A 13496-nucleotide genomic window follows, 5' to 3' on the forward strand; every position below is an offset into this window, starting at 1 on the left:
CGTCCGGCGGACACACCTTCCAACCCCGACCGTGATGATGCTAGGCAGTGAATACCAACCTATCCGGGGCTTGAGACAGGTATTATTGACCTACTTAAGACGATCAGAAACAGGGAGGTAAATTTCATGGCCGTGAAAATTAGCCGCGCTGGTAACCGCTGCATAGAGAAAATCGCCCCCCTTTTTGCTGCGTATCGAGGGTTCTACGGGCAACCCTCCAACCTCCCAGAGTCACGTGACTTTCTTGCCCAGCGATTAATCCACAATGAGTCGACGATTTTTTATGCTCAGGATGAACTCGGCGAGGCGCTAGGGTTTGTGCAGTTGTACCCTACCTTTTCGTCAGTGTCCGCGCGACGAACCTGGCTCCTCAACGATCTCTACGCGACCGATGCTGCGAGAGGACGGGGAGTCGGTACAGCTTTACTGGATGCGGCCAGAGAGTTCGTGATTTCAACGGGAGCTAAAGGAGTTTTATTGGAAACCGGCAGGGACAATGAGGGCGCTCAGCGGCTTTATGAGGCCCATGGCTATGTTCGAGATGCTGGCTACTACACTTATCACCTCGACTTGGATAACGCGTAATAGTTTTGTATGCGTCCGGGCATCAGGCCTTGCGTGATTAGGCCGGCTGCCAACTATGCGGTAGCAACTGATCGATTTCACTCGCCCGCTGCGTTGGCAAGCGCGTAAGAACATCCTTCAGATATGCGTACGGATCATGGCCATTGAGCCGCGCAGATTGGATCAAACTCATGATCGCCGTCGCCCGTTTTCCGCTGTGTAGCGACCCTGCGAAGAGCCAGTCCTTGCGTCCAAGAGCCCATGGTCGGATCTGGTTCTCGCACCAATTATTATCAATAGGTACGCCCCCGTCATCGAGGTAGCGCGACAGCGCGGCCCAGCGTTTCAGGCTGTAATCCAGCGCTCTGCTGATAGCCGAACCTTCGGGCACGAGATCACGCTGGGCGATCATCCAGCCATGCAGCATATCCATCACCGGTACGGCTTTTTCTTGCCGTATTCGGTGCCGTAAATCCGGTTCCATGTCGCGGACTTCGCTCTCGATTTCGTATAGCAGTTGGATATAACGCAGGGCATGCTCGGCCAGCATGCTTTTGTTGGTGGCGTGCAGCTCGAAGAACTTACGTCGCGCATGGGCCATGCAACCGATCTCGGTCACGCCGAGTTCGAAGCTGGCCTTGTAGCCACCAAAATCATCACACACCAGCTTGCCTTTCCAATCTTGCAGAAAGTTACGAGCATGCTCACCGGCGCGGCTGGGGCTGAAGTCATAAACGACAGCCGCGGTTTCGCAGAACTGACTGGTGGCGTAGGCCCAAACATAGGAACGGTGGGTTTTCTTTGAGCCCGGAACGAGCATCTGTACCGGCGTTTCATCGGCATGAATGACCTGCTGCCCGAGCACTACATCGCGCAACGCATCGACCAGAGGCTGTAACTGCACGCCGGTCACACCAACCCATTGGGCCAAAGTGGAACGAGGGATCGCTAGGCCTGCCCGACCAAAAATCGATTCCTGACGGTAAAGAGGCAGATGGTCGGCAAACTTGGCAATCATGATGTGGGCCAGCAACCCGGCAGTCGGGATGCCCTTGTCGATGACCTGAGCCGGAACGGGTGCCTGGATCAGCGTTTCGCAGTCATCGCATACCCACTTGCCACGAACATGGCGTTCAACGGTAAACACGCCGGGCGTGTAGTCCAGCTTCTCGCTGACGTCCTCACCGATACGCTTGAGTGCGCAGCCACATGGGCAGTGAGTGTTGTCAGGTTCGTGATGGATCAACGTGCGTGGAAACTCAGCCGGCAATGCAGTGCGCCTGGGCTTCTGTTTTTTCTCGATCGCCGCTGGCGCTGTTTGCAAGGCTTGAAGCTCTGCTTCAATCGCCGCGATATCGGTATCGATCAGGTCATCGAGCAAGCTGGCCTGTTCAGGATTCATCTGCTCGCTGCGCTTGGCAAACTTCAAGCGCTTGAGTTGTGCGATCTCGTGGGTCAACTTCTCGATAACCGTTTGATCGCGGTTGATCTTCTTGCCCATGGTCTCGACTTGCTGGTCGAGTGTCTCGACACGCTGTATCAACTGCGCCGCCAAAGCGCGCAGTTGTTCAGGGGTAAGGTGATCGAGATTGGGGAGCGAAGTCATGGTGCCGATTTTGCCAGACCAAACAATTCGCGGCGATAGACCGATAGGCTAATGGCAGCCGTTAAAGCAGTGTGATCGCTCCACCGGAGCCCGCGCGTTGCCATGGCAGGCCCAATACCAGGGCCTGAAGTTGTTCGGTATCTAACTGCATTTCAGAGCCATGGCGAATGCTTGGCCAGTGGAACTTACCCTGGTTCAACCGGCGAGCAGCCAGCCAGATCCCGAAGCCGTCATGCACCAGAACTTTCATCCGAGTGGCGCGGCGGTTGGCGAATAGATAAGCACAGTGCGGCTTCGCCGCACCGAACACCGCGATCACCCTCGCCAACGCAGTCTCGGTGCCAGCTCGCATGTCCATCGGCTCGGTGGCGAGCCAGATGAAGTCGATGCGGATCATCGCAGCAGGTCTCGAAGAAAGGTCGCGCAGGTAGCAGCATTTTCGATTGGCCAGTTCACTTTGACGGTGCCGCGTGGGTGCTGGATCTCAACACAGATATTCGACGATGGAGCTTGAGAATTGGCTCCGACCAGCTGCATAGGTAACGGAATAAATGCAGGTTGCAGCGCCGTGCTTTTCTGCTCTTGCACCCGAATCCATTTATGGACGAGGTTAGCGTTGAGGCTATGGCTGAGGGCAATGCTGGCAATCGAAGCGCCGGGCTGAGCACACTCTTGAATGACTTGGGACTTGAAGGACTTGGAGTAGGAACGGCGTTGTGGCTGCATGAAATACCCGCTTAAAAGGCTAGAACTGGTGCCCACTTAATTTAAGTGCACACCATGTCGTGGCCTTGCAGGGCTGAGTAGATGACTTGGCCGGACGGATACCACGGGTGCGCAAGAAGAGCGCGTGTTCTATCACCGCTATGTCAGAGAGGGCGCTTATGTGCCTTGGGCCAAGCGTTTTGGCGAGGCTTGCGAGGTTCCGGATTTTCACACAGCGGACAAGCGTTATCTGACCGAAATTGTGGATAGCCTGGGTTCGCGATTAAAACCGGTGAAAGCGCTGGCACTGAGTGGTATTGGGGTAGTGGTCTTTGGTGCGGCTTTGATCCTCATGATCCGTCGCCGGCAAAAACTGATCAGTACAAGTAAAAGCTGATAAAACAGCTGTTGCTAATTCCATATCAGCACCTGTCTGGCAAAAGCCGTTTGCACTAGCTTTGGCGAGTGCTCGCTCGCCAGATAACTGTGCCAGGCACGCTCCAAGTGGACGCCATGAATACTCCCTTCGGATGCGACAAACGCGGCGGCGTCCTCCTTGGCATAGCTGTATTGGTTGAACAGCTTGCTTTCATAGGTGGTCACGCTGGTCGCAACGCTCGCGAGCCCTACGTAGTAGGTGGTCACCGACGGCACTTGTTTTGAGAGGCCAGAAGCGTTATTTCCTGCCGCTACGCAGGGGACGGCGAAGAGCATGATGATGCAGACATCAGTTAAATAGACCTTTTTAAGTAGGCGCCTGTGCTTTTTCATGATCAGGTATTTTCCATGATGCGGTGGATTAGCGCTCAGATGTCTGGCCTCTTCGCGAAGGCAGGCCACTTTTGGAAAGTGATCTTTGCCCATTGGTGTTTGTGATATGACCTTTTTTTTTGACAGTGGCTGTGGGAAGTTTCACTGAGATGAGGCACTGCGTATCGCTGCACCCCTCGTGCTTTCTGATATGCGCGAGATACTGGAGTGACTTGAAAGGGCAACACATGCATTTCGGACGGCGCTGAGCAAGGTTCACAAAGCGTCATGTGTCAAGATCGGTTCGTGAGCATCCTGGTGAAATTTCCCATATACAGCTAAAAAAAATCAGCACAACATACTTTTTAAATGATCAGTGAATCGTGTGCTAATTATGTCAGCTGAAGTGCCTCTATTTTATACACGACAGATAGCGCCGTGGCTGTTCGGTGGGAAAGACTCTGCATGTGAAAGCTTGGCGCGCTGGGTCCAGATATAAATGGCATCGTCTTCTGGTAGTGTTCAGCACACTTGCGCAAACATCCCTCTTTTGATTTTGAATGTTCATAGTGCATTTGCCTATCGAATATTGAAATGGATTGGCTTACTGATTCATCTATCTGAACACATTAAGGAATGAGCCATGCGTCAACCTTCAACGCAGACGAAACCAGAGCTATCCACAGCCGCCTTGATTTATGAATATGGAGGGAGTGAGCAGTTACGCGTAGAAAAAATTGAAATAGGATTACCCGGCCCTGGCGAAGTTCGCGTTCGAGTGGCCGCAGCAGCAGTGAACCCATTCGACATAAATTTGCGGCAAGGTTTTTTACAGGCGTTCGTACCACTGGTGTTTCCGGCCTGCCTGGGCAGTGACGTGTCTGGCATTGTCGATGCTGTAGGCGAAGGGGTTGTCGGATTAGTGCCAGGTGATCAGGTCATTGGCATGCTGACGACAGGAGCATATTCGCAGTGGGCTATTACCCAGGCGAGCCTGTTGGTCATCTTGCCGGATGGAATCGATTTGTGTCATGCGGCGGCACTGCCTACCGGCGTCCTGACCGGTGTTCAACTGATAGAGCGGGGCCTCAAGCCACGGGCGGGTTCTAAGGTTCTCGTGGCCGGAGCGGGAGGGTCGGTAGGGCGCGCGGCGGTTTTCGCGGCAAAGGATCTTGGTGCGCTTGTCTATGCGGGTATCCGGCCAGGCAGCAGGGATGCGGTTGCCGACCTTCCGGTAGCAGGGGTTATTGATCTTTCGGACGATGTGGCGCTCCAGGCAGCCGGGCCTTTCGACTATGTGGCCGACACTGTCGGTGGTGGGGTTGCTGAGCGACTGTTTGCTCATTTGTCTGCGAGTGGTTACTTCGCCTCCACCGTCCTGCCTTTCATAAACCCACCCGCCGACGCCATTGAGCGGTTTACTCCTGTCATCGTCGAGTTCGACGGGCCGCGGTTGCAGCGATTCGCCCGTGAGTTGGTGGCCAAGGGGCGCAAGATTCTCGTTTCGAGCGTACTCAACCTTGCGGATGTGGCCCAGGCTCATGTGTTATTGGCGCGTGGGGGTCTCCAAGGCAAGATTGTTCTGAAGCCTTGAGCAACCGTCTGGTGACTTCGAACATCAGCAGGGAAATACACGACTTTGGTGAAATTTCCCACATACATTTCAAAAAAATCGGTAGAGCATAAATTCTGCTTGCAATTGACCGCGGGGGTGAGCCGCGGTTGTTTCACTTCCCGGCGATGGCGTGTCAGAAGATAAATGGTTCGCGCTGTAAACAGAGCGCTTACCGAAAAGTGTTTCCATAACAAAAAAAAGAGGTAACGCTGTGGCTATTTTCGACTATAAAAAAATCGGCACCGAGAACTCTACTGCTTTGTTCCGGGATGTTTATGACCTGATCTCTTATGCACAGAGACTTGTACAAACTCCTGGGGCTGACTGGACGCAAATTTCGGCAAAGGAATTGCAGTACGAAGGTAAAACCGACAAACAGGGCACCTTTTTCGGTGAACAGGATCTGGTCGGTACAGCGGAAGCAGAAATTTCGGGAAAATATGACGCGCAGGGAAATCTTGTCTCAATTGGCGTGGCCTTTCTTGGCACCGGAGGCCCTCTAGGCTGCTGGGACTTTATCGCAGACTTCGCCAATAATATTCATGCGGCATTGGATCCTCAGGGGTTCGGTACGAACTATCCTTTTCTGGCGTTTGGCAAGCTGCTTTCTTCTGTGGCCGAGTATGCGACAAAACATGGATTGACGGGTAAGGACATCATCGTCACCGGTGCCAGCCTAGGTGGGATGGCGGTCAATAGCATGGCTGATCTTAGTGATCAGAAGTGGGGTGGCTTTTATAAAGACTCCAGTTATGTCGCCGTGGTTTCACCCACTCAAAGCGCTACGCAAAAAGTGATGAATGTAGGGGCGGAGAACGATCCTGTCTATCGGATGATGGAGAATGGAAAACTAACGCTTGGTAGCTTTTTTACCCATGATAATGCGGGTTCCAGTACAACCGATAACATCATCAGTTTCAATAATCACTACGCCGACTACTGGCATAATTTTTTACCTCAGTCCGTGGCCAACCCCTTGTCATGGTTGGTACACAATCCAGCTGAAATTGCTAGTTATATGTTGAGAATCCTCGAATCGAAGTTCTACGATTTTACCCATCAGGATTCAACCATTATCGTTTCCCAGCTCTCGCAAAGTGTGCGAGAGACAACCTGGGTAGAAAACCTGGGGCGTTACGGTGCTACTCAAAGTGGTCCGACATTTACCTTGGGTACCGACAGTAACGACAAGTTACGCGGGAGCAGTGGTACCGACTTCCTCGAGGGCGGTAAGGGTAATGATGTTTTTGAGGACAGTGGTGGATACAACGTTATCCTTGGGGGGGAAGGCCATAATAGTATGAATCTACAAGGCTCTCTCAGCCAGTTTAAAGTGGCTTATGACAGCGCCAAAGACGGTTTGAATGATGGGCCTAATACTTTGTATGTCCGTGACAGTAAAGGGGCGATCAGTATCCTCAGCGATATTGCCACGTTGAACACGCAAGAGCCCAACTTTTGGTGGTTTTTGGGGGGGAGAGATACTATTAAACGGGACGTCACAGTCGATGGTTTGCGTACTGGGAACACCCTGACCAGCTATGAACATTCAATCAATGGCAATGCGAGTAATAACCACCTGACCGCTACGACTAATGGTGATTGGCTGTTTGGCAAGGCCGGAAACGACCTGCTCAGCAGTCATAAGTCGAACACTGTGTTTGTCGGTGGTGAGGGGAATGACGTCCTCAACTCGCAGGGCGGGGGCGTTAATACATTTTTGTTTAATGCCGATTTTGGTCATGACCAGATTTTTGGTTTTCGCGCTGCGGATAACTTGACGTTCATTGGCGTTCATGGCGTCCACGAGGATGTTAACTATCGTTCTTTTGCAACAGAGGTGGGTAACGATACGGTCCTGCAATTTGGCGATAGCTCGGTCACGTTAGTGGGCGTTGGTCTCGATAGCCTTTCCAGTGCTGGCGTGGTCATTGCCTGATCGATGGGAATGAAACGAGTCGGTCCCGCCGGCTCGTTTACGAGCTTTTTGAAAAAAAACCGTCGGCGTATCTTGATAGTGGGCCATTGGTTATTCAGGCCCTCGGCATGCGAGTGCGCGTATATTGGCTAAGGAAATGTTAGCAGCATGGCGAAGACCTCTCCCGGTGCACCATTGTTCAAAGCCCTCGGCGATTATAAAAGTAGTCTGATCGGCGTTGGTTGTTTTACGGCATTGATCAACTTGCTGATGTTGGTGCCTTCGATTTACATGCTGCAAGTGTATGACCGCGTTCTGTCTTCCCAGAACGAGACCACCCTGGTCATGCTGACGCTGATGGTGGTGGGGTTCTTTATCTTTATTGCCGTTCTGGAAGTGATCCGCAGTTTTATCGTGATCCGCATCGGCAGTCAGTTGGAGCGGCGCTTTAATTTATGGGTGTATAAGGCCGCGTTCGAACGTAACCTGAAGCGGGGTGAGGGACACGCCGGACAATCCCTGGGGGACTTGACCCATCTGCGCCAATTCGTCACCGGGCCAGCGCTGTTTGCTTTCTTTGATGCGCCGTGGTTCCCGATTTACCTGTTTGTGATTTTTCTGTTCAGCGTCTGGCTTGGCGTTTTGGCTACGGCGGGCGTTGTGCTGTTGATTGCCCTGGCATGCCTGAACGAATACCTGACCAAAAAGCCATTAGGCGAAGCCAGCGGTTATTCCCAGCGCTCTACGCAATTGGCCACCAGCCATCTGCACAATGCTGAAACCATCCAGGCCATGGGCATGCTCAGTGTCTTGCGCCAACGCTGGTATGGGGTGCACTCCCGGTTCCTCGGCTTGCAGAACAAAGCCAGCGATACGGGTTCGATCATTAGCTCGCTGAGCAAGTCATTACGTCTGTGCTTGCAATCTTTGGTCCTTGGTTTGGGGGCTCTGCTGGTGATCAAGGGTGATATGACCGCAGGGATGATGATCGCGGGTTCTATCCTGATGGGCCGGGTATTGAGTCCCATCGATCAATTGATCGCTGTATGGAAACAATGGAGCGCGGCCAAGTTGGCTCATCAACGTCTTGATAGCCTGCTGCAGGAGTTTGCGGGTGAAGATGAACAAATGGCCTTGCCTGCGCCTAAGGGGCAGGTCAGTTTCGAGCAGGTTACGGCCGGGCCTCCGGGACGCCGCGTTGCGACCTTGAGTCAAGTCAGCTTCAGTCTGGCTCCAGGCGAAGTATTGGGCGTGCTGGGTGCTTCCGGCTCCGGTAAGTCAACGTTGGTGCGGGTCATGGTGGGCGTCTGGCCGACCTTGGCAGGCACTGTGCGTCTGGACGCTGCGGACATCCACCGTTGGCCTCGCGATGATCTGGGGCCGCATATCGGCTATCTGCCGCAAGATATCGAGCTATTCAGCGGCAGTATCACCGACAACATCGCGCGATTTCGCGAAGCCGACCCTCGGCTGGTAGTGCTGGCTGCAGAGCAAGCAGGTGTACACGAACTGATTTTGCGCTTGCCACAGGGCTACGACACTTTACTGGGGGATGGTGGCAGCGGCCTGTCCGGTGGGCAGAAGCAACGGGTGGCCCTGGCCCGGGCACTGTATGGCACCCCCCGGTTGATCGTTCTCGATGAGCCCAATTCCAACCTCGATGCGATTGGCGAAGCCGCTTTGGCCAGCGCCATTGTGCAGATGAAAACCCAGGGCAGCACTGTGGTGCTGGTCACTCATCGTTCTTCGGCCTTGGTCCAGGCCGACAAGTTGTTGGTACTCAACGAAGGGCGTTTGCAGGCGTTCGGCCCCAGCCAACAGGTGCTGCATGCATTGTCCGAGCAACAGTCATCATCTCAAGGCAGGAGCGGGCTCGCTCGCGAAGGACATTAGCGATGGTTTGCCCGAATTGGATAGAGGCGGCGGTTGCGATTTTTCCGCGAGCAAACGCGCTCCTGAAGGTTGTGTACCTGCCAGCAAAGGAACCAGGGATATGAGCATCGACAACAGTAGCCAAATGAATCAGAACCATGACCGGGCTTACCCTGAGCGCGACGCACGTTTCTTCGTCCGCATGGGCTGGCTGATGACGGTAGTAGGTGCTGGTGGCTTCTTTCTCTGGGCGAGCCTGGCGCCACTCGATCAAGGTATTTCAGTACAGGGCACTGTCGTTGTGTCGGGCAAACGCAAGGCCGTGCAAACCCTTGGCCCCGGCGTGGTCACCCGAATTCTGGTACGTGAGGGGGAGGTCGTAAAACAGGGCCAACCGTTGTTTCGTCTTGACCAGACGCAAAGTCAAGCTGATGTGCAGTCGCTGCAATCTCAGTATCGCGCGGCGTGGGCGAGTGCCGCCCGCTGGCAGAGTGAGCGTGACAACCACACCAGCGTTGTCTTTCCGGCTGAGCTGAGTGCTAACCCCGATCCTGCTCTGGCATTGGTGTTGGAAGGGCAGCGCCAACTGTTCAGCAGCCGTCGAGAAGCATTCGCCCGCGAACAAGCGGGTATTCGCGCCAGTATCGAGGGGGCAACTTCGCAGCTGGGCGGCCTGCGCCGTGCCCACAGCGATCTCATGGCCCAGGCGCAATCTCTGCGCGAGCAACTGAGCAACCTGCAACCCTTGGCCGATAATGGCTATATCCCTCGCAACCGGCTGATGGAATTCCAGCGGCAATTGTCCCAAGTGCAACAAAGCCTGGCGCAAAACACCGGAGAAAGCGGGCGAGTGGAGCACGGCATCCGTGAATCGACACTCAAGTTGCAGCAGCACGTCGAGGAATATCAAAAGGACGTGCGCAGCCAACTGGCCGATGCGCAACTGCGCAACCTGACCCTGGAGCAACAGTTGGCGTCAGCTGGATTCAACTTGCAGCACAGTGAAATCGACGCCCCGGCCGATGGCGTTGCAGTCAATCTTGGCGTGCACACTATTGGTGCAGTGGTGCGTGCCGGCGAAACTTTGCTGGAGATCGTGCCTCAGGATACGCGCCTGGAGGTGGAAGGGCATTTGCCTGTGCATCTGGTGGACAAGGTCGGTACTCATTTGCCGGTGGACATTCTGTTCACCGCGTTCAATCAGAACCGCACGCCGCGCGTCCCTGGTGAAGTCAGCCTGATATCCGCCGACCAGATGCTTGACGAAAAAACCGGGCAGCCGTACTACGTTCTGCGCACCGCGGTGAGTGACAGCGCCCTTGAAAAACTCCATGGCCTGGTGATCAAGCCTGGGATGCCGGCTGAGATGTTCGTGCGTACCGGCGAGCGCTCGTTGCTCAATTATCTATTCAAGCCGCTGCTGGATCGTGCCGGCTCCGCGTTGACTGAGCAATGAACATGAAGCCAGTGTTCATTGCGCTGTTGTTTGCGTGCGGCTGCGCCCAGGCCGCCATGGGCCCCTTCGACGTGTATGAGCAGGCACTGCGTAACGACCCGGTGTTTCTCGGCGCCATCAAAGAGCGTGATGCCGGCTTGGAAAACCGTGCGATTGGTCGCGCTGGGCTTTTGCCGCGCTTGTCCTATAGCTACAACAAAGGGCGTAATGACTCCGAGGCCACCTTAAGCGGGCGCAGCGGTCGTGAGGACCGTCATTACACAAGTTTCGGCTCCACATTCACTCTGCAGCAACCGTTGTTCGACTACGAAGCCTATGCCAGTTACCGGAAAGGCGTAGCTCAGGCGTTGTTTGCCGATGAAAACTTTCGCGACAAGAGTCAAGCATTGCTGGTCAGGGTATTGACGTTGTATACCCAGGCATTGTTTGCTCAGGACCAGATCGATATCGCACGCGCCAAGAAGAAGGCCTTCGAGCAACAGTTTCAACAGAATCAGCATCTGTTCCGGCAAGGCGAGGGGACCCGGACGGATATTCTGGAAGCCGAGTCGCGTTATGAACTGGCCATCGCTGAAGAGATACAGGCACTGGATGAACAAGACGCGTCGCTCAGGGAGCTGAGCGCCCTTATGGGCGTCTACAGTGTCAGCATTACCGACCTCGCGCCCCTCAATCATCATTTTGAAACCTTCCCCCTGACCCCTGCCAACTACCACGCTTGGCATGAGCTCGCACTTACCAACAACCCCGTGCTGGCTTCCCAGCGCCAATCACTGGACGTAGCACGTTATGAAGTGGAACGTAACCGTGCCGGGCACTTGCCGCGGGTCATGGCCTACGCGACGTCCCGCCAACAAGAGTCTGACAGTAGCAACACCGTTAATGACCGCTACGCTACCAACACCATCGGTGTTGAGGTCAGCGTGCCGATCTATGCCGGTGGTGGAGTGTCGGCCTCTACGCGTCAGGCCAGCCGAGCCTTGGAGCAGGCCGAGTACGAGCTCGAAGGCAAGACCCGCGAAACCTTGATCGAACTGCGTCGCCAGTTTAACGCTTGCCTGTCGGGTGTGAGTAGGCTGCGGGCTTATCAAAAGGCCCTGGCTTCCGCTGAGGCGCTGGTGGTGTCGACCAAGCAAAGCATCCTCGGCGGCGAGCGGGTCAACCTTGATGCACTGAACGCCGAGCAGCAGCTCTACAGCACCCGCCGCGACCTGGCCCAGGCTCGATACGACTACCTGATGGCCTGGACGAAGTTGCATTACTACGCGGGCAACCTGCGCGATATTGACTTGGCCCGAGTAGATGGGGTGTTTGGGCTTGCCCCATGAGTAGAGTGTAGTTGTTTACGTATCAGGATTTTTGAAACGTGTATCAATAATATCATGTGCGTTAATAAATTAAGTAAGAGGGTCTGATATGAAAACAGTGCTCAGTGTGTATACGATGAATACTTTGAACATGGGCAGAGGTGGGCCAGGTTCAGCGGAGGAGCAAATTAAAATATTGGGGGATATTTTATTAGCGCAAAATGCTGATGTTTCTGTGCTGCCTGAAGTTTCCCAGGGGTTGTTTGGCTCAGGAAGGGTGGATGAGCTCCCTTCGTTGGCCAACGCAGAGGCTGCTACACAGGTATCGAATGTTGCAGACTTGCTTAATCAGGTGCCGTTGAAGGTGGCGAATGTTGCTGCTGATATTTTAGATGGGGTCCCTTATGTTGGCAACGTTTTCGGCAATTGGGTAAAAGGTATTGTTGGTGTTGCAACCAGTGCTGTGAGTGTGGTAGTAGCTACTATTGTAGCTCCCGCAGTTGGAAAAGCAGTTGAAGTTAAAGTTTCGGCGGCGGGAACAGTGCTTAAGGCAGTGGTGGAGGTAACCGGCGCGATTGTAGGGAAAGATATGGCTGAGGGCGCGCTTGAGGCAGTCATAAAGGCGCCTATACATTTAGTCGGTATTCAAACTGGAAATTTGATTTCAGGGGATGATAGCCGGCTTAAGGAATTGGTCGCGTATATGAATAAACATTCGTCGGATGGTCTCTATCAGTACGCGATGAATGGAACAACCGCCACAATCTCTAAATATTCATTGTTAGAAACAAAGGCTAATGCGGCGGGAGGAACCAGTACGATCCTGGACCTCGATAACTCGGGTGATGTTTCAAACGGCGACATCCACTTGGATAGCGTGCATTTGCCGGCAGAGAAATACACTGCCTGGCTGCCGCGAGGTTTGGAGCAAAAAGGCTATGAAGGCACAGCCGGTACGCCGGTTACCGATCTGGAAACACTTAGGGAACACAACAAATCCTCTAGTCGCCAGGAAGAAATCAGTAAGGTCATAGCGCATCATGACAAAAATTATGCCCATTTGGCGCATGTGATAACTGGTGACTTCAATGAGCCTTCTCATCAAGATTGGACAGAGGCAACGAGCGGTTTGTACGGTCATAATGGGGTGATATATCAATGGGATACCACAAAAAAATTAACAGATTCAGCGTATCTCGACACCTTTCGTGCGGTGTATCCTGACCCTGTAAAAAATCCTGGCTTTACGTGGGCGAGTGAAGCGGCCGGTGGAAGTTTTAAAGGATCACCTGTTGATGACAGGGATAGGATTGATTTTACCTTCATAAAGTCGGGCCAAGGCACTGAGATCAGGCCTGTCGGCGCCAACCTTGTTGGGAATGAGGGGTTTTATGTCAGTGGGGAACTTATTGAGAAGGGCGGTTCGCCAAATGATGTTATCTTGAGCAAGGGTATGTCCAAATGGCCGTCCGATCATAAGGGAATTTTTATAAAACTTGAGGTGTCGTCCGCACCTCACAACGGCGAGGTGCCAGAAGTCCAACTGGTGGGCAGCCATGCAAATTTTGACATTACGTAAGAGTGACCTCTCACGCTTAATAAACTGACAGGTCCTCGTTCGGGTCGGGATGTAGACGGCCACGTCATAAATTAAAAGCTGCTTTTTAAAAAAGCAGCTTTTTTATTTGTGACGGGTAATAGGG

Annotated in this window: 12 protein-coding genes; 8 read left to right on the top strand and 4 right to left on the bottom strand. The window is 53.7% G+C overall.

From position 1 onward, the window contains the following. Positions 1-126 precede the first annotated feature (126 nt). Positions 127-585, top strand: a complete 459-nt coding sequence (locus E4P00_RS27970; RefSeq protein WP_248133436.1) for a GNAT family N-acetyltransferase — start codon at positions 127-129, stop codon at positions 583-585. A 37-nt stretch (positions 586-622) separates the two neighbouring features. Here E4P00_RS27970 and E4P00_RS27975 read toward each other — a convergent pair whose 3' ends face one another. The 3 genes from E4P00_RS27975 to E4P00_RS27985 form a co-directional block, all read right to left on the bottom strand. Then, on the bottom strand, positions 623-2170 hold the full coding sequence (locus E4P00_RS27975) for an IS66 family transposase (protein ID WP_248133437.1): 1548 nt from the start codon (positions 2168-2170) through the stop codon (positions 623-625). 61 nt (positions 2171-2231) lie between these two features. Beyond that, positions 2232-2567, bottom strand: coding sequence for an IS66 family insertion sequence element accessory protein TnpB (gene tnpB / locus E4P00_RS27980; protein WP_248133439.1), 336 nt, complete (start codon positions 2565-2567; stop codon positions 2232-2234). Continuing rightward, entirely contained in the window at positions 2564-2896 is a 333-nt protein-coding gene (locus E4P00_RS27985) for a transposase (RefSeq protein ID WP_248133441.1), read from the bottom strand. Before E4P00_RS27985 ends, tnpB begins: the two co-directional genes overlap by 4 nt. A gap of 124 nt (positions 2897-3020) precedes the next feature. Here E4P00_RS27985 and E4P00_RS27990 point away from each other — a divergent pair, with 124 nt between their 5' ends. Beyond that, positions 3021-3272 (top strand): hypothetical protein, encoded by a 252-nt coding sequence (locus E4P00_RS27990; protein ID WP_248133442.1) that lies wholly within the window; start codon positions 3021-3023, stop codon positions 3270-3272. A gap of 14 nt (positions 3273-3286) precedes the next feature. On the opposite strand, the gene E4P00_RS27995 is transcribed toward E4P00_RS27990, so the two are convergent. Further along, complete coding sequence (locus tag E4P00_RS27995; RefSeq protein ID WP_248133443.1) at positions 3287-3739, bottom strand: DUF2388 domain-containing protein; 453 nt, start codon at positions 3737-3739, stop codon at positions 3287-3289. Between the two features lie 529 nt (positions 3740-4268). On the opposite strand from E4P00_RS27995, the gene E4P00_RS28000 reads away from it, so the two are divergent. From E4P00_RS28000 to E4P00_RS28025, 6 genes are all read left to right on the top strand, one after another. Continuing rightward, on the top strand, positions 4269-5219 hold the full coding sequence (locus E4P00_RS28000; protein WP_248133445.1) for an NADP-dependent oxidoreductase: 951 nt from the start codon (positions 4269-4271) through the stop codon (positions 5217-5219). A gap of 232 nt (positions 5220-5451) precedes the next feature. Further along, a complete protein-coding gene (locus E4P00_RS28005) occupies positions 5452-7179 on the top strand; it encodes a calcium-binding protein (RefSeq protein WP_248133446.1) in 1728 nt (575 codons plus the stop codon). A 147-nt stretch (positions 7180-7326) separates the two neighbouring features. Then, positions 7327-9051: a type I secretion system permease/ATPase gene (locus E4P00_RS28010; protein ID WP_248133447.1), complete on the top strand. Its 1725-nt coding sequence runs from the start codon at positions 7327-7329 to the stop codon at positions 9049-9051. Positions 9052-9151: 100 nt separating this feature from the next. Further along, positions 9152-10486, top strand: coding sequence for an HlyD family type I secretion periplasmic adaptor subunit (locus E4P00_RS28015; protein ID WP_248133448.1), 1335 nt, complete (start codon positions 9152-9154; stop codon positions 10484-10486). Between the two features lie 2 nt (positions 10487-10488). Next, entirely contained in the window at positions 10489-11814 is a 1326-nt protein-coding gene (locus E4P00_RS28020; RefSeq protein ID WP_248133449.1) for a TolC family outer membrane protein, read from the top strand. A gap of 88 nt (positions 11815-11902) precedes the next feature. After that, a complete protein-coding gene (locus E4P00_RS28025) occupies positions 11903-13372 on the top strand; it encodes a hypothetical protein (RefSeq protein WP_248133450.1) in 1470 nt (489 codons plus the stop codon). The last annotated feature ends 124 nt before the right edge of the window (positions 13373-13496 follow it).

The sequence above is a fragment of the Pseudomonas sp. B329 genome (genome assembly GCF_023127835.1).
Classification (GTDB): Bacteria; Pseudomonadota; Gammaproteobacteria; order Pseudomonadales; family Pseudomonadaceae; genus Aquipseudomonas; species Aquipseudomonas synxantha_A.